We start from the raw sequence: 19,904 nt of genomic DNA on the forward strand, positions 1-19,904 counted from the left end.
CGATCCAGTGAGGTCCACCCCGTGCAGGACGACAGCTCCACCCCGAACCCCGAGCTTCCCCACGCCCCCGCCCGGCACCGCCGCCGGATCGGCCGGCGCGGCCGTCGGCTGGCCGTCGGCGCGGTCGCCGTACTGGGACTCGGAATCGGTGGCGTCGTCGTGACCAATCTCGACGACAGCCCGACCGCGAGCCCCGTCTCACTCGACGCGCAGGCCAGCGCCGAAGCCGCCGCCCGCGCGGAGGCCGCCGACCGCGCCGACCGCTCGGCCCGCGAGTCGGCCGCCCCGGAGAGCCCGACGCCGACCCCGACGGCCAGTCCGTCCACGACACCCAGCGCGAGCCCGACCGCGAAACCCCGTCCGACGGCGACCAAGGCCAGCAAGGCCGCCACGAAGACCACCACGAGCACGGCACCGAAGCCCGACTGGGTCATCCCGATGGCCGGCGCCGCCATCACCTCGTGCTACGGCCCCCGCTGGGGCACGCTGCACGCCGGTATCGACTTCGCGCTGCCCGCCGGCACACCGGTGCGGGCCGCCTCCAAAGGCACCGTCACGAAGGCCGGCGACGTCGGTGACGGATACGGCATCTCGGTCGTCGTCGACCACGGCAACGGCTACCTCACCCACTACGCCCACCTGAGCACCACCCGGGTGAGCGTGGGCGAGAAGGTCAGCACCGGGCAGACCATCGGCCTGGAGGGCTCCACCGGCGATTCCACCGGGCCGCACCTGCACTTCGAGGTGCACCAGGGTCAGATGTGGAACCAGATCGACCCAGCGCCGTTCCTGCGCGCCCGGGGCATCGACGTGGCGTGCTGACCTGACGCCCAGCGTCCGGCGCACCGGCCCACCCCGGGCCGGTGCGCCGACCCGTCAGATCTTCTCGATCGGGGCGTGCCGCAGCACCAGCCACAACGTCTGGTCGCCGAAGTCGATCTGTGCGCGGGCACCCGGACCGTGGCCCTCCACCGTCACCACCCGACCGAGTCCGTACCTCTGGTGGTTGACCCGGTCCCCGGCGGAGACCTTGGGGCCCTGCGGCAGCTCGCTCGCGGTGGCCAGCCGACTGCCGTCCACGCCGAGCTTGCGGGCCAACTGGACCGCGCGGGGCGTACCGCCGGTGAAGCCGCCGCCCACCCGGTCCGCGCGACCGCCCACGCCGCCGCCACCGCCACCCCAGGAGGTGTACGACCCCTCGGTGCGCTCCCAGCGGACCAGCTCGGTCGGCAGCTCCTCCAGGAACCGCGACGGCGGGTTGTACGCCGGCTGTCCCCACGCCGACCGGGTCACCGCACGGGACAGGTAGAGGCGCTGCCGGGCCCGGGTGATGCCCACGTACGCCAGCCGCCGTTCCTCCTCCAGCTCCCGGGTGTCGCCCAGCGAACGCAGGTGCGGGAAGACGCCGTCCTCCAGGCCGGTCAGGAAGACCACCGGGAACTCCAGTCCCTTGGCGGTGTGCAGGGTCATCAGCGTGACCACGCCCTGGTGCTCGGGATCGTCGGCGGGGATCTGGTCGGCGTCGGCCACCAGGGCCACCTGCTCCAGGAAACCGGCCAGCGTGGCCCGCTCCCCCTCCGCGCCGGTCGCCTCGATCCGTTCGGTGTACTCCCGGGCCACACTGACCAGTTCCTGGAGGTTGTCCACCCGGCCCGCGTCCTGCGGGTCCAGGCTCTCCTCCAGCTCGGTCAGGTAGCCCGAGCGGGTCAGCACCGCCTCCAGCACCTCCTCGGGGGTGCCGTCGACGGCCACCTCCCGGGCGGAGTCGAGCAGCGCGACGAAGTCGGCGATGCCGTTGGCCGCGCGGGTGGAGATGCCCGGCGCGTCCTTGGCCCGGCGCAGCGCGGCACCGAAGGAGATGCGGTCCCGGCTGGACAGTGCCTCCACGCACGCCTCGGCCCGGTCACCGATGCCCCGCCGGGGCGTGTTCAGGATCCGGCGCAGACTCACCGTGTCGTCGTCGTTGACCACCGCGCGCAGGTAGGCCAACGCGTCGCGGACCTCCTTGCGCTCGTAGAAGCGCACCCCGCCGACGACCTTGTACGGCAGGCCGACCCGGATGAACACCTCCTCGAAGACGCGGGACTGCGCGTTGGTGCGGTAGAAGACCGCCACGTCGCCCGGCCGGGTCTCGTCGGCGTCGACCAGTCGATCGATCTCCCGACCCACCCAGTCCGCCTCGGCGTGCTCGGTGTCGGCGACGTACCCGACGATCTGCTCGCCCGCCCCGGCGTCGCTCCACAGCCGCTTCGGCTTGCGCGAGGTGTTGCGGTCGATCACCGCGTTGGCCGCGTTCAGGATGGTCTGGGTGGAGCGGTAGTTCTGCTCCAGCAGGATGGTGCGGGCGTCGCCGAAGTCGCGTTCGAACTCCAGGATGTTGCGGATCGTCGCGCCGCGGAAGGCGTAGATCGACTGGTCCGCGTCACCGACCACGCACAACTCCGCCGGGGCCAGCCCCTCCGTGCCGGAGACCAACTCCTTGATCAGCACGTACTGCGCGTGGTTGGTGTCCTGGTACTCGTCGACCAGCACGTGCCGGAACCGGCGGCGATAGGTCTCGGCGACGTGCGGGTGCGACTGGAGCAGGTGCACCGTCGTCATGATCAGATCGTCGAAGTCCAGCGCGTGCGCCTCGCGCAGCCGTCGCTGGTACAGCGTGTACGCCTCGGCCAGCGCCCGCTCGTTCGGCCCCGACGCCCGGCCCGCGAAGGTCTCCGGGTCGACCAGCTCGTTCTTGAGATTGGAGACCTGGGCCGCCAGGCCCCGCGCCGGGTAGCGCTTCGGGTCCAGGTCGAGCTCGCGGGTGACCATCTGCATCAACCGACGGGAGTCGTCCGCGTCGTAGATCGAGAAGGTGGACTTGAGCCCGGCGTGCTCGTGCTCGGCGCGCAGGATCCGTACGCAGGCGGAGTGGAACGTGGAGACCCACATCATCCGCGCGCGCGGACCGACCAGGGCGGCCACCCGTTCCTTCATCTCACCGGCGGCCTTGTTGGTGAAGGTGATCGCGATGATCTCGCCGGGGTGCACGTCCCGCGCGGCGAGCAGGTACGCGATCCGGTGGGTCAGGACCCGGGTCTTGCCGGAACCGGCACCGGCGACGATCAACAGCGGTGAGCCGGCATGGGTGACCGCGTCCCGCTGGGGACCGTTGAGGCCCTCCACCAACTCGGACGGATCGAGGCGGCCGGGAGCCGGCCGGCGCGGTGGCAGCGCCCGGTCGGGCTCGGGCGCGGACGGGGACGCGGGGATGTCGAAGAGAGGATGCATCGCAGGGCGAGTCTATGCCGCCGCCCCGACATCCCCGCCCCACGCCGCCGCCCGGTGTAAGGAAGGGCCCCTACTAACGCCTCGTGCATAGGAAGGGTCCCTTCCTAACCGGTTTCCTTGCGCGGCGGCTGCTGCTGCGGGCATACTCGACGGCGTGTTCGACCAGCGCTTCTACTTTTACTACGGCCCCGGGAGTCCGGCAGCCGTAGGTCGCGCCTGATCGACAAGACCTACGAAAAGCCCCGGGCTCTCGGAGTCCGGGGCTTTTGTCGTCCCGGGATCCGGGCACCGGGCACCACACCGTGAGAGGTACCCGAAGATGACAGACGTGATGGAGCAGAACGGCGTCCCAGGCGAGTCCGGCACGGCCCCGAACGGCACCGGCGCGGAGGGCAGCACCAGCCCCGGCGCGGACACCCCGGGCACCGGGACCGCAGAACCGGGCGCCGCCGCCCGCATCGCCGAAATCCGGGTACGGATCGACGAGATCGACCGCACGATCGTCGAGCTGTGGCAGGAGCGGGCCGCCCTGTCCCGCGAGGTCGGCGCGACCCGGATGGCTTCCGGCGGCACCCGGCTGGTGCTCTCCCGGGAACAGGAGATCCTGGAGCGCTTCCGGGTCGCCCTCGGCGCCGACGGCACCCAGTTGGCGCTGCTGCTGCTGCGGGCCGGTCGCGGCCCGCTCTGACCCGCGCGGGTCGCGGCCCGCTATGACCCGTGCGGGTCGATCGGCGTGGCACACCGGGGATCGGCCGTCCCCATGAGTAGGCGCCGGACCGACCGTGGGCGACCCGGCTGCGAGCGCCCCGGCCGTGGCGACCCTGCCGCAGGCGACCCGACCGTGGCGACCCCGCACGGCAGCCCTGACACGGCGGCCCGGACACGGCAGTCCGGCGCCAGGGCAGTCCGGGCACGGCGGCTCGGACGCGGACCGGGGCGCCGGCCGCTGGTGACGGCCGACGCCCCGAATCACTGAGGAGGCACTACCTTCACCGCCGCTCCCGGTTTGGATGACCGGCCACGACGGCGTCTGCGTGGCTACTCCGTCGCGTGCACCACGTCGCGTACCTCGGCGAAGTGGCAGGCGCTCGGGTGGCCGGACTTGTCCCTGATCTGCAGCAGTGGCTCCTCTTCCGCGCAGACGTCCTGGGCCTTCCAGCAGCGGGTGCGGAACCGGCAGCCGGACGGCGGGTTGGCCGGCGACGGCACGTCGCCGGTCAGGACGATCTGGTCACGGTGCCCACGCAACTTCGGGTCCGGCACCGGCACCGCCGACAGCAGCGCCTGGGTGTACGGATGCGTGGGCGTCTCGTAGATCTGGTCCTCGGTGCCGATCTCGACGATCTTGCCGAGGTACATCACCGCGACCCGGTCGGCGATGTGCCGCACCACGGACAGGTCATGGGCGATGAAGATGTACGACAGACCCAGCTCGTTCTGGAGCTTCTCCAGCAGGTTGATCACCTGCGCCTGGATGGAGACGTCCAGGGCCGAGACCGGCTCGTCACAGAGGATGATCTCCGGGTTGAGCGCCAACGCCCGGGCGATGCCGATGCGCTGCCGCTGACCGCCCGAGAACTGGTGCGGGTAGCGGTTGATGTGGTCGGGGTTCAGGCCGACCAGCTCCAGCAGCTCCTGCACCTTGGGCCGACGCTGGCCCTTCGGCACCACGTCCGGGTGCACCTCGAACGGCTCACCGATGATGTCGCCGACGGTCATCCGCGGGTTCAGCGAGGTGTACGGGTCCTGCATCACCAGTTGGATGTTCCGCCGGCCCCGACGTCGTTCCTCGGCGCCGACCTTGGCCATGTTCTTGCCCTGCACGAACAGGTCACCGGAGGTCGGCGTCTCCAGGCCGACGAGCATCCGCGCCAACGTCGACTTACCGCAGCCGGACTCGCCCACGATGCCGAGGGTCTCGCCGCGCCGCAGCTCCAGGTTGACCCCGTCGACCGCGCGCACCGCGCCGACCTGCTTCTTGAACACGATGCCCCGGGTCAGCGGGAAGTGCTTGACCAGGTCACGGGTCTCCAACACCACGTCACTCATCGCCCTTGACCTCCTTCCAGAAGTGGCAGGCAGCCGTCCGGCTCGGCGACACCTGGTACAGCGGCGGCGCCGGGTCCTGCTTGCAGACGTCCTGGGTGTAGCGGCAGCGAGGGTTGAAGGCACACCCCGGCGGGATGTTGGTCAACGCCGGGGGCAGCCCCTTGATGGCGCTGAGTTCCTGACCCTTGAGGTCCAGCCGCGGGATCGACTCCAGCAGACCCTTGGTGTACGGGTGGGCCGGGGTGGCGTAGATGTCGTCCACGCCGGCTTCCTCGATGACCCGACCGGCGTACATGACGGAGATCCGGTCGGCCACGTCGGCCACCACACCCATGTCGTGGGTGATCAGCACCAGCGCCATGTTCCGTTCCCGCTGGAGCTCGGCCAGCAGGGCCATGATCTGGGCCTGCACGGTCACGTCCAGTGCGGTGGTCGGCTCGTCCGCGATCAGCACCTCGGGGTCGAGCGCCAACGCCATGGCGATCATGACGCGCTGCCGCATACCGCCGGAGAACTGGTGCGGGTAGTCGTTCACCCGCTGCTGCGCCGCCGGGATCTTGACCAGGTCGAGCAGTTCGACGGCTCGGGCCTTGGCGTCCTTGCGGGACATGCCCCGGTGCTTGCGGAACAGCTCGCCGAGCTGGAACCCGACGGTGAAGACCGGGTTCAGCGCGGAGAGCGCGTCCTGGAAGATCATCGCGATCCGGTTCGCGCGCACCTTGCGGCGCTCGGACTCCGGCAGCTTGAGCAGGTCGACACCCCGGTAGAGGATCTCGCCACCGGTGATGAACCCGGGCGGGCTGTCCAGGATGCCCATGATCGCCTGGGCGGTCACGCTCTTGCCGCAGCCCGACTCACCGAGGATCGCCCGGGTCTCGCCGGCCCGCACGTCGAAGCTCACCCCGTTGACCGCGCGAGCCACGCCGTTACGGGTACGGAACTCCACCTGCAGGTTCTTGACCTGTAGTGGCAACGCGTTCGGGTCGAGGCCCGGCAGCGCGTCCAACTTGACGTTCACATCACTGCTCATGCCTGCACTCCGCTTCGCTCCGCGCCACCGTGTGGCACGACCGCCTTGTGCTGATGGTTGGCCCGCTGGGATCCGCTCATCGGAATCACCGGAACTTCGGGTCGAGGGCGTCACGCAGTGCGTCACCCATGAGGATGAAGGACAGCACCGTGCCGACCAGCAGACCACACGGGAAGAGCAGCAGCCACGGGTCCTCCAGGAAGTAGACCTGGTGCACCGAGATCATGATGCCCCACGACTGCGCCGGCGGCTGGAGCCCGACGCCGAGGAAGGTCAGCGTGGCCTCCGCGGCGACGAACGAACCGAGCACGATGGTGGCGTACACCAGCATCGGAGCGATCGCGTTCGGCAGGATGTGCCGGAACATCAGCCGCGAGTTGCGGGCACCGACCGCCTTGGCCGCGTGTACGTAGTCCAGGTCCTTCGAGGAGATGACGCTGCCTCGGGTGATCCGGGCGATGGTCGGCCAGGCGAGCAGGAACAGCACCAGGGTCAGGGTCCAGATGTTCTGCCGCTTGATGACCGTGAGGAACACGATCGCGCCGAGCAGGAACGGCAGCGACAGGACGATGTCCATCACCCGGGAGATGATCGTGTCGACCCAGCCGCCGTAGTAGCCGGCGAGCAGGCCGAGCGTGCCACCGACCAGCACGATGCCACCGGTCGCCATGACCGCGATGACCATCGACGGCCGCGCGCCGTAGATCGCGTGCGCGTAGTAGTCGCAGCCCAGGATGTCGTACCCGAAGGGGTGTTCCCAACTGGGCGAGATCCGGGACCGGTCGGTGTTGCAGGCACGCGGGTCCTGGCTGGTCCAGAGCTTCGGGAAGGCCGCCATCGAGCCCACCACGAGGATGTACAGGGAAGCGATCATGAAGACCGGGTCGCGCAGCAACTGCCGCCGGGCGTCCGCCCAGAGACTGGCGCTGCGCTCCTTGCCACCGACCGGCGCATCGGTCGTGGGGCCGTCACCGCCCACCGGTGCCCCGCCGACGGCGGCGCCCGCGCTACTCAGATCACTCATGCCGACGCTCCGCTTCGCTCCGCGCCGCCATGAGGCACCAACACACTGAGCCTGATGATTCGCTCGCTACGCACACTCATGTCCACACCTCGTTTCGCTCCACCGGCACCCGGGAGCGGTCGGAAGATCCTGCGTCGGCATCGTCACCACGGTCCGGTCACTCATAACGGATCCTCGGGTCGAGCACGGCGTACAGGAGGTCGACCAGCAGGTTGGCGATCAGGACGACCAGCACCAGCATGGTCACCACGCCGATCACCACCGAGGACTCCCCGGTACGCGCGGACATCGTCACCAGTCGACCGATACCCGGCACGTTGAAGATGGTCTCGGTGACCACCGCGCCGGCCATCGCGGCGCCGATGTCGACGCCCAGGAAGGTGATCACGGGGATCAGCGAGTTACGCAGCGTGTGCACACCGATGACGCGCTTGGTGGTCAGGCCCTTGGCCTTCGCCGTCCGGACGTAGTCGGCCCGGATGTTCTCCATGATGCTGGTCCGGGTGAGCCGGGCGGTGACCGCCAGCGACGTCGCACCGAGCACCATGCCCGGGATGATCAGACTCGCCCAGGGATAGTCGGGCTTGAAGCCGGGGCTGAACATACCGGTGGAGATCACGTCGGGGATCCAGCTCTGGCCCCGCAGCACGTTGCCGAACTTGACGCCGACGAACTCCCGCACGATCAGGCCGAGCACGAAGATCGGCACCGAGATGACGAAGACCGTGCTGATCTTCACCGTGTAGTCGGCGAAGCTGCCGCCGCGCAGACCGGCGAGCACACCGGCGGCGATACCCACGACCGCCTCGAAGACGATGGCGATGAGCAGCAGCTTGAGCGTGAACGGAATGGCGTCCGCCACCAGGTCGGTGACCTCACGCTGGCGCAGGTTGATGCCGAAGTCGAAGTTCAGGAAGATGCCCTGCAGCCGGTCCAGGAACATCCCGAAGCAGGGGTTGCCCTTCTGGTCGAGGCAGGGATCACCGTAGCCGAGTCGCTCGGTGATCGCCTCCAGCAGCGCGGGCGGCGGCGTCCGGTCCCCGAAGAGCGCCCGGACCGGGTTCCCGCTGAACTGGATCGCCAGTGAAGTCAGGTAGTGGAGCAGGAACATGGTGCCCAGCACGGTGGGGATGAACTGGAGCAACCGTCGAATGACGTAGCGCCCCATGTCGGGGTCTCCTCTCGGCGCTGACGTGGCGGCAACGATCACCCTGGTGGGGAGACCGTTGCCGCCACGTCGTGTTACGGCAGGATCAGGCGGTTGAAGCTCAGTTCTGCTTCAGCGAAATCGCTGCGTAGTCGGCGTCCGAGACGGAGTTCCAGACGAACTGGTCGACGTTCTCGCTGTAAAGGGCACCAACCTTGTTGAACCACATCGGGATGACCGGCAGGTCCTCACCGACCAGGTCCTCCGCCTTCTGGTAGGACGGGATCGCGGCCTGGATCGAGTCGGCCGAGTCACCCTCCTTCATGGCGGCGTCGAACTCGGGGTTGCTGTAGGTCGAGTTGTTGCTGCCCGAGCCCGTGGCGTACAGCGGGTAGAGGAAGGTCTCCATGAACGGGTAGTCCGGACCCCAGCCGAGGCGGAACCCACCGGTGAACTTCTTCTGGTCGGCGGTCTCCAGGTACTCGGCGAACTGCAGGTTCACCCGCAGCTCGTAGTCGATACCCAGGGCCTCCTTGATCTGGTCACCGACCGCCTGCAGCCACTGGTCGTGGCCGGCACCGGCGTTGGCCCACAGGATCAGCTTCTCACCGGCCGGCCAGCCGCCGGCCTCGGCGAGCAGCTGCTTGGCCTTCTCGACGTCCTTCACGGCGTACGGGGTGACGTTCTCCCGAGCGCCCTCGAAGGTCGGGGCGACGAAGCCGGTGGCCGGGGTGAACCGGCCGTCGAAGACGGCGTCGATGATCGACTGGCGGTCGATCGACAGCGAGAGCGCCTGGCGGACCCGCTTGTCCTTGAAGTTGTCCTGGTACAGCGGCATGCCGACGTAGGTGAAGCTGTCACCCGGCTGCTCGTACATCCGGTCGGCGTAGGTGGCCTTGGCCTCCTTGTACCGGGCCGGCGGCACGGTGTACAGCACGTCCAGCTCGCCGGCCTGGAAGGCGGCGTAACCGGCGTCGATGTCGGCGAAGATCCGGTACTCGATGCGGTCCGGCTTGCCGGGCTCGCCCTTCCAGCTGTCGCTGCGGACCACGTTGATCGCGACGTTGTGCTGCCAGTTGCCGTCGATCTTGTACGGGCCGTTACCGATCGGCTTCTCGTTGCAGGCCGCGATGTCGGCGATGCAGGCCTCGGCCATCGGGAAGAAGCCCGGGTAGCCGATCGTGGTCGGGAAGCCGGAGAACGGGGCCTCCAGCTCGACGGTGAAGGTCAGGTCGTCGACCTTCTTCAGGCCGGACAGCTCCTTGGCCTTCGGCTCCGGGGCCTTCTGCGGGCCGTCGCCGTCCGGGTCCTCGGACTGGACGTCCTTGATACCGGCGATCCGCTTCATGAAGTAGCCGTTGTTCTGGGCGTTCGGGCTGTAGGCCGCGAAGTTCCAGGAACGGATGAAGGCGTCGGCGTTGACCGGCTCACCGTTGTCGAAGGTGTAGCCGTCCTTGATCTTGATCGTCCAGAGCTTCTGGTCGTCCGAGTCGACCGACTCGGCCAGGTCCATCTCGACCGCAGCGCTCTCGGCGTTGTACTTGACCAGACCACGGAAGAGCGAACGGATCACGTACAGCGACGGCTCGTCGTCACCGCCGGAGGGCGTCAGGAACGCCGGCTCCGCGTTGTAGACGCGCAACGTACCGCCGGCCTGGCCGCTCGATTCGTTGTCGTTGTCGCTACCACCGCCACAGGCGGTGGCCAACATGGCGGTGGCGGTCGCCGCGACCGCCACCTTCAGGAATTTCCCGCGCATGGGAGTGCCTCCTCAGGGCGCTCGGCTCACGAGGGGGTTGTGAGGTGCCTGCCACTGTGACACCCGATGCGCCCAAGCCGAAAGGCGTGTTATCAACCCGATACCCGCCCGGGACGGCCTCGACATCGACCCGGAGCCCCGTCCACGCCGCCCGACAGGCATGCTATGAGCTGCCCGTCAACGGCTTTTTCGCGCCCGAATGGCCGATTGCCGGCGCGGCCGGAGCACCCCGAAGCATCGACCAGGAAACCTGAGGTGAATCCCGCCACGTCGCCCCGAATCCTAACCGAAAGGACGATGCCGATTCCAGACAGGAGACCGAATCAGTTCCTCGGGTGATCGTCTGCCCGAGGGGCCCGGACGAGCCCCCGTCCGCTCACACCAACCGGCGGTCGGCGGCCCAGCGGGACAGCTCGTAGCGGTTGGACATCTGGAGCTTGCGCAACACGTTGGAGACGTGGGTCTCGACCGTCTTGATCGAGATGTACAACTCCCGGGCGATCTCCTTGTACGCGTACCCCCGGGCCAGCAGCCGCAGCACCTCGCGCTCGCGGTTGGTGAGCTGGTCCAGCTCGGGGTCGGCGACCGGGGCGTCGGGGCGGGCCGCGAAGGCGTCCAGCACGAACCCGGCCAGCCGGGGGCTGAACACGGCGTCGCCGTCGGCCACCCGTCGGATCGCCGCGGCCAGCTCGTCCGGCGAGATGGTCTTGGTGACGTAACCCCGGGCACCGGCCCGGATCAGCCCGATCACGTCCTCGGCGGCATCGGAGACGCTGAGCGCCAGGAACCGCACCTGCGGGTGGCTGCGCCGCATCGCCTCCAGCACCGCACGACCGCCCCCGTCGGGCATGTGTACGTCGAGCAGCACCACGTCGGGTTCGGTGGCCGCGATCCGGGCGACCGCCTCGGACACCGTGCTCGCCTCGCCCACCACCTCGACGTGCGCGCCCAGCTCGGCGCGTACCCCGGCGCGGAACATGGCGTGGTCGTCGACCAGGAACACGCGCAGCCGCTCGGGTCCGGCTCCCGTCGGCTCGGCCGCTGGCGTCGACTGCTCGGTCATGATCTGTCCCTTTCCGCCGTGGCCGAGTCCCGACTGATCGGCAGGATCAGTCGCACCTCGGTCCCCTCCCCCGGCCCGGAGCGGATCTCCGCCCGGCCGCCGTGTCGCTTCATCCGCCCGATGATCGAGCCCCGTACACCGTGCCGGTGATCCTCCACGGTATCCGGATCGAAACCCGCCCCCCGGTCCCGTACGAAGACGCTGACCTGGTCGGGTTCCACCTCGGCATAGAGCGAGACGGTCTGCACCCCGGCGTGCCGGGCGGCGTTCACCAGCGCCTCCCGGGCCGCGGCGACGATCGCGCCGACCCGTTCGTCGGTCTCCCGGTCACCGACCACCACCGCCTCCACGGTGATCGCGAACGTGTCCTCGACCTCGGCTGCGGCCTGCTCCAACGCGGCGGCGAACCGCTCGGTGGGCGACGCGGTCGGCTTGTAGAGCCAGTTCCGCAACGAGCGCTCCTGGCCCCGGGCCAGCCGCTGGACGGCCTTCACGTCACTGGCGTTGCGCTGGATCAGCGCGAGGGTGTGCAACACCTGGTCGTGCACCATGGCGGCCAACTCGGCCCGTTCCTGTTCCCGGATACGTCCCTCACGCTCGGAACGGAGCTGGTTCCAGGTCCGCCAGAGCACCGGTGCCGTCACCACCCCGACCCCGGCCAGGCCGACCAGCGCGAAGATCACGCCGTTGATCACCGCGTCCAGGTTCTGCGCCGGGGAGTACACGGCGGCGACGCCGATGATGCCGACGGCGACCAGCACCCCACCACCGACGAACCGGAGCACGAAGGCCCGCCGGTCGCTCTCCTCCACCACCGCGCCGAGCCACGGCACCGGCAGCGACTCGCCCCACTGCCGCCGCCGTTCCGGGGTGGACTGGTGCCAGATCACGCCGGCCCCCACCGCGATGATCGCGACCAGCCAGCCGGCGGTGCCCGCGGCACCCACCGAGTCGAAGAGCACCACCTGGACCAGCAGGGCGCCCAGCCCGATCGCCACGAACGGCAGCAACTGCCCGAACTCCCGCCGGGGCGGTACGGCGGTGTCTCCCGGACGCAGCGGCACGACGGCCCAGAAGGCGGCGTAGAGCAGCAGGCCGAGCCCGCTCAGCCCGAGCAGCACCATGAAGGCGACCCGGACCCGGAGCACCGGGACGCCGAGGTGCTCGGCGATGCCGGTAGCCACCCCGGCGGCCATCCGGTGCTCCGGGGCGCGATAGAGGCGCGGTGGCTGACTGACGGTGCTGATCACGTACTCCCTGGTCAGGACGGATCGCGCCGGAGAAGGACGGTGCGGCGGCGCTGGTCCGATCGTCACACGCGCGGTGGTCGGCCGACCACGGGGACGCCCCGGACATCACCGGCCCACCGATCTCAGGGTGGGGTCAGGGTCGTCTCCGGAGGTCGCTCGGGTCCGCCGCGCAGCAGTATCGAGACATGACCGACGACGCTGCTCAGCCGCACCGGCCCGGGCCCACGGAGAAGGCACCGGGGCACGACGTCCCGGCGCCGGACGCGTCCGGACCACCGGGGGCCGTCCAGGACGGTCCCGACGCCCCGGCCGCCGAGCCGGACGGTTCCGGCACCTCGGCCGCACCGCCGCCGGCGGGGGGAACGGCCTGGGACGCGACGCCTCCGCCGGTCGGCACGCCACCACCCGCCGGGCCGGGGGGGCCGGGCGGGTCAGGCGGGTACGGCGAGTCGGCGTACCCCGGTGGCCCGTCGGCCGCCCCACCGCCCGGGGGAACCGGCACGCCACCGCCCGGGGGAACCGGCACGCCACCGCCCGGGGGAACCGGCACGCCACCGCCCGGGGGGACCGGCGCGCCACCGCCGTCGGACGGCCCCTGGTCGCATTTCGGCGGCGCCGGATTCACCTCGCGGTACGGGTTGGTCCGTCCCCGCGACGGCCGCTACCTGGCCGGGGTGTGTGCCGCCGTCGGTCGCGCCACCAACACCGACCCGGTGCTCTGGCGGGTGCTGCTCGCGGTGCTCGGCTTCTTCGGCGGCATCGGCATCCTGCTCTACGTCGCCGCCTGGTTGATCATCCCGGGCGAGGGTGACACCGCCTCACCGGTCGAGTCCATGCTCGGTCGGGGTCGGTCCAGCATGTCCCCGGTGACCGTGATCGTGCTCAGCATCCTGGTCGCGATCAGCTTCGGCTTCATCGTCACCGACGCCTTCCGCGCGGTGCTGCTCGGCGCGGCGATCCTGGTCGGCGGCGCGTTGCTGCTCAACCGCCACCAGCAGCGCGCCCCGCAGCCGGCGGGCGGTCCGGGCGGAGCACCGGTGCCACCTGCCGGACCACCCGGCCCGGTGCCACCGGTGAGCTATCCCGGCCCCGCCGGGTATCCGCCGCCGGCCGGCGGGTTCGGCCGCACCACTCCGGCGTTCGCCGCGCCGGCCGCCTTCCACGCGCCCGCCCCGGCCCCCGGAGCGGCACCCGCTCCGGCCGGGCAGAGCGAGGAGCCGACGCGGTACCTGCCGCCGACGCCCCCGTGGCCGTCCATGGGCGCGCCGACGCCACTGGTGGTGCCGCCGACCGTGCCGCCGCACTCGCCGACCTACCGTGCCCCGTTCGCCCCGCACGGACCGTACGCCGGGCAGACCCCGGTGGTACCGCCGCCGCCCAGGCCCAAGCCGCCGAAGAAGCCCCGCGAACGCTCCGCCCTCGGTGCGGTGACCTTCTCGCTGATCTTCGTCGCGCTGGGTGTGGTGGGCATCCTCGACCTGCTCGACGTCTTCCACGTCGGTGCGTCGGCGTACTTCGCGGCGGTGCTCGCCGTGATCGCGCTGGGCCTGCTCGTGGGCACCTGGTTCGGCCGGGCCCGCTGGCTCATCGCCCTCGGTCTGGTGGCCTCCGCCGCGCTGGCGGTGGCCACGGTCGCCGAGTCGTACGACCGGGTCCGTGGGGTGGACGGCACCGTGACCTGGGCACCGACCGACCACCGCGAACTCGCGGTGCGGTACGAGCAGAGCTTCTCCGACGCGGTGCTCGACCTGCGCGGGGTCGACTTCGACCAGAAGGAAACCGAGATCACCGTGGTCATCAACTTCGGCGAGGCCACCGTGGTCGTTCCGCCGAACGTGGACGTGACGGCCAACGCGCATGTCACCGCCGGTGACGCCAACGTCTTCGGCCAGCGTGCCGGCGGCCTGGACAACCGGCTCACGGAGATCGTCGACCTCGGCGCGGACGGTGCCGGTGGCGGCAAGCTCCGCCTCAACCTGCAGATCAACGCCGGACACATGGAGGTGACCCGGTGAGGGTGCATCGCACGGACCTGGTGTCGTTCGCCTTCGGGCTGCTCTTCCTCCTACTCTCCGCGTGGTGGCTGCTGGCCCAGGTGCTCGGCCTGGTCCTGCCGCCGGTGGGCTGGTTCCTGGCCGGCGGGCTGATCCTGATCGGTGTGCTCGGCCTGGTCGGCGCGCTGCGGTCCAGCCGGCACAGCGCGGCGGCGGACGAGGCCACCGCGGCCGACCCGGCCGGACCGTCGACCGGCGACCCGGACGCCGCTGCGGGCGCATCGTCGGCGACCGACCCGGACTCGCCGACGGCCTTCACGCCGACCGACCTCGACGCGCCGACGCCCTTCCGGGCGGCCGACCCCGACGCACCGACGGGCACCTGGCCGGACCTGGCCGACGACCGGACCACCGGGGCGGCGTCGGACCGGACCGAACCGGACGACCGGACCCTCGATCTCCCCCACCCCGACGACACGTCGCCCCCGTCGCCACGAGGGCCCGCCGCCTGACCATGCGACGCTTGTCGCCAGCGGCCTATGCTGGCCGGTGTGCTCCCGCCTCCGTCGGCCGGTCCACGCCGCAGGGCGTCCTGCGCTGGCCGCCGGCTCGCGCGGGCCGTCCGTGGCGGGCCCGGCCCCGCCGCTGGCGGTGATCTCGCGACAGTCGCCTCTACCTCGTCAGGAGCCCGTTCGACATGACCCAGTCCCCCGCCGTGCGTGTCCCCGGGCGGTCCGGTCCGGTCCGCCTCGGCGAGCGTGCCGCCCGTACCCTCGTCGCCGAGTTCGCTCGGATCAACGACCCGAAGGCCGCCCTGCTGGTGGGCGCCGCCCCGGAGTCCGCTGTGCTGGCCGCGGCGATCGACGCGCTGCTGCCCGGCGACACCCTCACCCTGGTGCCCACCGAGCGGGTCAGCGCGACGGCGCTGCGGGAACACGTCACCGCCCAGGGGCGCTGGGTCGCCGACCGGGTCCGCGTGGTGGACATCCTCACCGAGGCCGAGCCCGCCACCGTGGTCGTCGCCGGTGAGGCGTTCGTCGGCACCGCGGACGAGACCCGGAGCGCCGTCGAGGAGCTGACCAAGTACCTCGCCGACGGCGGAGTGCTGACCGTCTCCACGGCGGTCGCCCGGACCGCCGGCGCCGCCGCCGAGCTGGAGCGGCAGGGCGCACTGCACGGCGTCGGTGCCGATCTGGTGCTGCGCAACTCGCCGCCGGTACGCGTCTACCGGCTCCGCTTCACGCCGGCCGACGCCGCGTCGGCGGAGCGCCTCGCCCCCGCCTACCGGCCGTCGAGCGTGCCGCTGACCCGCGACATGCACATCGACTCCAACGGCGTGGCCGCCGCCGGCATCGCCCTCGGGCTCGCCGCCCTGACCCGCCTGGCCCGACCGAAGTCGAAGCTCTGGCTGCTGCCCGCGCTGGCCGCCGCACCCGTGGCCGCCTTCTTCCGCGACCCACAGCGGGACGTGCCGGAGGACCCGTCGGCCGTGGTGGCCGCCGCCGACGGCGAGGTGCTGTCGGTGCAGCGCCTGCACGACGAGCGCTTCGGCGACGGTGAGTTCCTGCGGGTCGCCGTCTTCCTCTCGGTGCTCGACGTGCACGTCAACCGCGCACCGGTGGCGGGCAAGGTGGTGGACTACTTCGTCGCCGACGGCGGGTTCGTCAACGCGATGAAGCCGGACGCGGAGCACAACGTGGCCGCGTACACGGTGCTGGACACCGCGCACGGCACCGTCGTGGTGGCCCAGCGGACGGGGCTGATCGCGCGGCGGATCGTGCAGCGGGCGCCGATCGGCGCGCTGCTCGCCCGGGGCGAGCGGTTCGGCCTGATCCGGTTCGGCTCGCGTACCGATGTCTACCTGCCGGCAGATGCCGCCGAGCCGCTGGTCGGGCCGGGCGACAAGGTCGTCGGCGGGGCGAGCGTCATCGCCCGCTGGCGCTGACCGACGACAGACAGGGGCGCCGCAGTCTTCACGACTGCGGCGCCCCTGTTCGTGAGGTCGATCAGGATCAGATGGTGCGACGCTGCCGGAGCCAGAGCACCGGGCCGCTGACCAGGTAACCCACCACGATCAGCCCGAACGTGACCCGGATGTCGATCAGCGCGCCGAGCACCGGGGCCACCCAGATCCACGGCGGCAGCTTGACCAGCCGTGCGAGCTTGGCGTACGGGAAGCTGCTGACCATGGTGAAGGCGAGCAGCGCCACCCCGGCGACCTGCACCACCCCCGGCACCGGCAGGCCGATCACGACCATCAGGGCGAGTACGGCAGCCGCCATGGTGGTCGGCACGCCGCAGAAGAAGCGGCCGTCCTTGGGCGAGACGTTGAAGCGGGCCAGCCGGATCGCGGCGCACGCCGCGACCAGTGCGGCGGCCACCCCGGCGGCGGCCATCGGCACCTCACCGGCGAGCGAGGCGTAGACCACCACCGGCGCGGCGAGACCGAACGAGCACATGTCGGCGAGCGAGTCCATCTGCGCGCCGAAGGGGCTGGAGACCCCGAGCTTGCGGGCCAGCGCGCCGTCCAGGCCGTCGAAGGCGACGCAGGCGATGAGCAGCAGGGCGGCCAGTTGTACGTCGCCACGCATGGCGACGAAGATCGCGTTGATGCCCAGCACCAGGCTGGCCAGTGTGCAGGCGTTGACCAGGGCGAACTTCATCCGCCGGGCCATCGTCCGCTCGCCGGGGAGCAGCGGGATCGGTGTCTGGGCGCTCTCCTCGACCGGAGCCGGCACGACGGCGGGGCTGACCGGGGCGATTGTCTCGATCCGGGTGCGGTGGAACCGCTGCAGGCCGTACCGGCGACGCGGGCGGTCCTGGTACCTCGGCTCGGGCAGCACGTCAGCCGTGCCGCCCCCCTCCACACCTCGACGACCGACGCGGACCAACAGGACCTGGCGGGCAAGACTGCCGCTGCGGCGCAGCGGGCCCGTCCAGTTGCGTCCGGCGGGACGCGGGCTGTCAGTGGTACGACGCCGGCGCCATGGGGCTCTCGGCACGCTTCCTCCATCACCGGATCGTTGGCCGCCACCTGGGGCCGGCGTCCGGCTCTCTCGTGCCGGGTCTCTTCGACCCGGCAGCCGTTTTGCGGAGTACACCATTGCATAGGGGGACGGGGATTGGCGATAGCTACCGGCGGTACTTATATCTGCCTCAACCGCGCAAACCGCCGTCTTATTCCCATCTCGGACTTCCTGCCCGTTTTTTGTAGTCAGCCCTGCCTCGACTGTACCGGAGCCGGTCATCACCGGCCTGGTGAGCAGTGGCCCGGGCAGCGACGCGACGCGCGTCACACGAACGCGTCGAACGCCCGGGAGGCGATCTCCGTCAACGGGAGTTCTCGCAGCTCAGGAACGGTGAACCAGGCGGAGTCGGCGGTCGAGCCGCCGGCCAGTTCGGTCACCGCCGCAACGGTCGGAAGGTCGACCAACACCCGATAGACGACGCGGATCCCGTGCCAGTCGAGCGGATAACCCTCCGGACCCAGCGCGGCCGGATTGTGCAGATTGTCCACTGCGATCAACTCGGTCACCCGACCCAGTTGTCCGGACTCCTCGACCAGTTCCCGTAGCAACGCGGTGACCGGCTGTTCGCCATGATCCGTACCGCCGCCGGGCAGGTGCCAGCGGCCGGCACCCGGATAGCCGTCCGCGATCAACGACAGCAACACCCGACCCGCCGGGTCGGTGACCACGCCGTACGCCCCGAAACGTTGCCGCCGGTGGGGCGCCGGAGGCGGGAAGGGCGCGGTCCGGCGCAGCGCCTGCGGCGGCAACGGGACCACCGGCAGACCGAGCGCCTCGGCGGTGAACGGCAGCAGCGGCAGCACGGACGCCTCAGCCGGGTAGAACCAGCGGGCGAGGTCGGTGCTGCCGACCCGCTCGGCGCGTAGCCGCCCGCCCAGCGGGGTCACGTCGAACAGCACCCGGTCGGTGTGCAGGGCCACCCCGAGGTCCGGGTACGGCGTCACGTCCGCGACCACCGCCCGCAGCCCCGTCACCTCGACGGTCAGGCCGGTCTCCTCGGCGACCTCGCGGACCACCGCGTCGGCGGGATGCTCGGCGTGCTCCAGGCCGCCGCCGGGCAGCGACCACACCGCCGGGAAGTCCGCCTCCGCCGAGCCCCGCACCAGCAGCACCCGCCGCTCGGCGTCCCGCAGCACCCCGTACGCCCCGACCCGCCGCACCTGTTCCACGCCCCCGACCCTACGGCCTGTTCCGCCAGCGCCAGGGTCGTCAGGCGTCAGGCGTCAGGTCAGCCGAGCCGCCTGCACGGCCTCGGCCGTGACCTCGGTGAGGCGGTCGGAGGGCAGGGCGCCCAGCTCCTCCCGCGCGAACCAGCGGGCCTCACAGGTGGAACCACCGACGTCGGCGACGGTGGGCGGGGCGGGCTTGTCCACCACGACCCGGTAGAAGGCACGGACGCCGTGCCAGTCGATCGGATAGCCCTCCGGGCCGAGCGAGGCGGCGTCCCGGTGGCTGGCGACCCCGAGCAGCTCGACCAGCCGCCCGTCCTGACCGGTCTCCTCGACCAGTTCCCGGATCAGCGCGGCACCCGGCTGCTCGCCGTAGTCGGTGCCGCCGCCGGGCAGGTGCCAGCAGCCCGCACCCGGGTACCCGTCGGAGACCCGGGTCAGCAGCACCCGCCCGTCCGGGTCGGTGACCACGGCGTACGCGGCGAAACGCTGCGCCCGGTGCAGCCCGTCCGGGCCGGGCACCGCATAGAAGGAGGGGAACTCCGGCGCCTCGTCGGGGACGATGTCCGCCGAGGAGGCGGTCAGCCCCAGCGCGCGGGCCGTGAAGGAGCGCAGCGGCAGGTGCTGCGCCTCCTCCCGGGTGACCCAGCGGGCCAGGTCGGTCGGCCGGTCGACCCGGTCGGTCAACGAGCCGCCCCGGACCGAGACCCGATAGAGCAGCCGGTCGGTGTGGATGGTGATGCCCCGCTCGGGCAGGGCACGCATGTCGGCCAGGACGTCCTGGAGGCCGGCCACGGCCACCGACAGTCCGGTCTCGGCGGCGGTCTCGCGGACGACGGTGTGGTGAGGGTCCTCGCCGTGGTCGACCGCCCCACCGGGCAGGGACCACGTGCCGGGTGTGCCGGAGCGCTCCGATGCGCGGACCAGCAACACTCGGTCAACCGAATCAGCACAGACTGCATATGCCGCGATCCTGCGCAGCGGCTCCAGCATGGTGGTCACGGGGCCAAATTCTCCCCGTGTCCGGTTACCGCTGCGGAAAAGAGTCGGATTCCTGACTGATCACTCGCCCCTGAGGGACAGGTCAGGGTAAGGCTCCGGGCCATCACCGAGGTCGATG

At 71.0% G+C, this 19,904-nt stretch carries 15 protein-coding genes and 1 pseudogene; 5 read left to right on the forward strand and 11 right to left on the reverse strand.

Annotated elements, in window-relative coordinates:
- The first annotated feature begins 21 nt into the window (after positions 1 to 21).
- Positions 22 to 822, forward strand: coding sequence for a M23 family metallopeptidase (locus ACIBO1_RS04820; protein WP_396741556.1), 801 nt, complete (start codon positions 22 to 24; stop codon positions 820 to 822).
- Between the two features lie 54 nt (positions 823 to 876).
- On the opposite strand, the gene pcrA is transcribed toward ACIBO1_RS04820, so the two are convergent.
- A complete protein-coding gene (gene pcrA, locus ACIBO1_RS04825) occupies positions 877 to 3,270 on the reverse strand; it encodes a DNA helicase PcrA (protein ID WP_396741558.1) in 2,394 nt (797 codons plus the stop codon).
- 319 nt (positions 3,271 to 3,589) lie between these two features.
- Here pcrA and ACIBO1_RS04830 point away from each other — a divergent pair, with 319 nt between their 5' ends.
- Complete coding sequence (locus ACIBO1_RS04830; protein WP_396741560.1) at positions 3,590 to 3,958, forward strand: chorismate mutase; 369 nt, start codon at positions 3,590 to 3,592, stop codon at positions 3,956 to 3,958.
- A 350-nt stretch (positions 3,959 to 4,308) separates the two neighbouring features.
- Here the strand turns inward: ACIBO1_RS04830 and ACIBO1_RS04835 are convergent, their stop codons facing one another.
- The 7 genes from ACIBO1_RS04835 to ACIBO1_RS04865 form a co-directional block, all read right to left on the reverse strand.
- Positions 4,309 to 5,319 (reverse strand): ABC transporter ATP-binding protein, encoded by a 1,011-nt coding sequence (locus ACIBO1_RS04835; protein ID WP_396741562.1) that lies wholly within the window; start codon positions 5,317 to 5,319, stop codon positions 4,309 to 4,311.
- On the reverse strand, positions 5,312 to 6,349 hold the full coding sequence (locus ACIBO1_RS04840; RefSeq protein ID WP_396741564.1) for an ABC transporter ATP-binding protein: 1,038 nt from the start codon (positions 6,347 to 6,349) through the stop codon (positions 5,312 to 5,314). Before ACIBO1_RS04840 ends, ACIBO1_RS04835 begins: the two co-directional genes overlap by 8 nt.
- Positions 6,350 to 6,434: 85 nt before the next feature.
- Positions 6,435 to 7,373, reverse strand: coding sequence for an ABC transporter permease (locus ACIBO1_RS04845; RefSeq protein WP_396741566.1), 939 nt, complete (start codon positions 7,371 to 7,373; stop codon positions 6,435 to 6,437).
- Between the two features lie 157 nt (positions 7,374 to 7,530).
- Positions 7,531 to 8,541: an ABC transporter permease gene (locus ACIBO1_RS04850; protein WP_131053632.1), complete on the reverse strand. Its 1,011-nt coding sequence runs from the start codon at positions 8,539 to 8,541 to the stop codon at positions 7,531 to 7,533.
- A gap of 100 nt (positions 8,542 to 8,641) precedes the next feature.
- Entirely contained in the window at positions 8,642 to 10,279 is a 1,638-nt protein-coding gene (locus ACIBO1_RS04855) for an ABC transporter substrate-binding protein (RefSeq protein ID WP_396741568.1), read from the reverse strand.
- Positions 10,280 to 10,655: 376 nt separating this feature from the next.
- A complete protein-coding gene (locus ACIBO1_RS04860) occupies positions 10,656 to 11,342 on the reverse strand; it encodes a response regulator (RefSeq protein WP_396741570.1) in 687 nt (228 codons plus the stop codon).
- Positions 11,339 to 12,607, reverse strand: coding sequence for a PspC domain-containing protein (locus ACIBO1_RS04865; RefSeq protein WP_396742435.1), 1,269 nt, complete (start codon positions 12,605 to 12,607; stop codon positions 11,339 to 11,341). Before ACIBO1_RS04865 ends, ACIBO1_RS04860 begins: the two co-directional genes overlap by 4 nt.
- A gap of 170 nt (positions 12,608 to 12,777) precedes the next feature.
- Here ACIBO1_RS04865 and ACIBO1_RS04870 point away from each other — a divergent pair, with 170 nt between their 5' ends.
- The 3 genes and pseudogenes from ACIBO1_RS04870 (at position 12,778) to ACIBO1_RS04880 (ending at position 16,531) form a co-directional block, all read left to right on the forward strand.
- Entirely contained in the window at positions 12,778 to 14,607 is a 1,830-nt protein-coding gene (locus ACIBO1_RS04870) for a PspC domain-containing protein (RefSeq protein WP_396741572.1), read from the forward strand.
- Positions 14,604 to 14,786 (forward strand): annotated as a pseudogene (locus ACIBO1_RS04875) (hypothetical protein); the annotation flags it as partial. The gene ACIBO1_RS04870 and the pseudogene ACIBO1_RS04875, both read left to right, overlap by 4 nt.
- Positions 14,787 to 15,283: 497 nt before the next feature.
- Positions 15,284 to 16,531, forward strand: coding sequence for a phosphatidylserine decarboxylase (locus ACIBO1_RS04880; protein ID WP_396741574.1), 1,248 nt, complete (start codon positions 15,284 to 15,286; stop codon positions 16,529 to 16,531).
- Between the two features lie 67 nt (positions 16,532 to 16,598).
- On the opposite strand, the gene ACIBO1_RS04885 is transcribed toward ACIBO1_RS04880, so the two are convergent.
- The 3 genes from ACIBO1_RS04885 to ACIBO1_RS04895 all read right to left on the reverse strand — a co-directional run bounded on the left by ACIBO1_RS04885 (position 16,599) and on the right by ACIBO1_RS04895 (position 19,786).
- A complete protein-coding gene (locus tag ACIBO1_RS04885) occupies positions 16,599 to 17,513 on the reverse strand; it encodes a CDP-alcohol phosphatidyltransferase family protein (RefSeq protein ID WP_396742437.1) in 915 nt (304 codons plus the stop codon).
- A gap of 365 nt (positions 17,514 to 17,878) precedes the next feature.
- Positions 17,879 to 18,784 (reverse strand): NUDIX hydrolase, encoded by a 906-nt coding sequence (locus tag ACIBO1_RS04890; RefSeq protein WP_396741576.1) that lies wholly within the window; start codon positions 18,782 to 18,784, stop codon positions 17,879 to 17,881.
- 54 nt (positions 18,785 to 18,838) lie between these two features.
- Positions 18,839 to 19,786: an NUDIX domain-containing protein gene (locus tag ACIBO1_RS04895; protein ID WP_396741578.1), complete on the reverse strand. Its 948-nt coding sequence runs from the start codon at positions 19,784 to 19,786 to the stop codon at positions 18,839 to 18,841.
- Between the last annotated feature and the right edge of the window lie 118 nt (positions 19,787 to 19,904).

Origin of the sequence: Micromonospora sp. NPDC049903, assembly GCF_044460945.1 — a bacterium.
Classification (GTDB): Bacteria; Actinomycetota; Actinomycetes; order Mycobacteriales; family Micromonosporaceae; genus Micromonospora.

What these genes read in the sequence shown, in the direction of transcription:
- ACIBO1_RS04840 (WP_396741564.1), bottom strand. Translation starts at nt 6,349, where the DNA reads ATGAGCAGTGATGTGAACGTCAAGTTGGACGCGCTGCCGGGCCTCGAC.
- ACIBO1_RS04855 (WP_396741568.1), bottom strand. Translation starts at nt 10,279, where the DNA reads ATGCGCGGGAAATTCCTGAAGGTGGCGGTCGCGGCGACCGCCACCGCC.
- ACIBO1_RS04860 (WP_396741570.1), bottom strand. Translation starts at nt 11,342, where the DNA reads ATGACCGAGCAGTCGACGCCAGCGGCCGAGCCGACGGGAGCCGGACCC.
- ACIBO1_RS04835 (WP_396741562.1), bottom strand. Translation starts at nt 5,319, where the DNA reads ATGAGTGACGTGGTGTTGGAGACCCGTGACCTGGTCAAGCACTTCCCG.
- ACIBO1_RS04845 (WP_396741566.1), bottom strand. Translation starts at nt 7,373, where the DNA reads ATGAGTGATCTGAGTAGCGCGGGCGCCGCCGTCGGCGGGGCACCGGTG.
- ACIBO1_RS04870 (WP_396741572.1), top strand. Translation starts at nt 12,778, where the DNA reads ATGACCGACGACGCTGCTCAGCCGCACCGGCCCGGGCCCACGGAGAAG.
- pcrA (WP_396741558.1), bottom strand. Translation starts at nt 3,270, where the DNA reads ATGCATCCTCTCTTCGACATCCCCGCGTCCCCGTCCGCGCCCGAGCCC.
- ACIBO1_RS04850 (WP_131053632.1), bottom strand. Translation starts at nt 8,541, where the DNA reads ATGGGGCGCTACGTCATTCGACGGTTGCTCCAGTTCATCCCCACCGTG.
- ACIBO1_RS04880 (WP_396741574.1), top strand. Translation starts at nt 15,284, where the DNA reads ATGACCCAGTCCCCCGCCGTGCGTGTCCCCGGGCGGTCCGGTCCGGTC.
- ACIBO1_RS04830 (WP_396741560.1), top strand. Translation starts at nt 3,590, where the DNA reads ATGACAGACGTGATGGAGCAGAACGGCGTCCCAGGCGAGTCCGGCACG.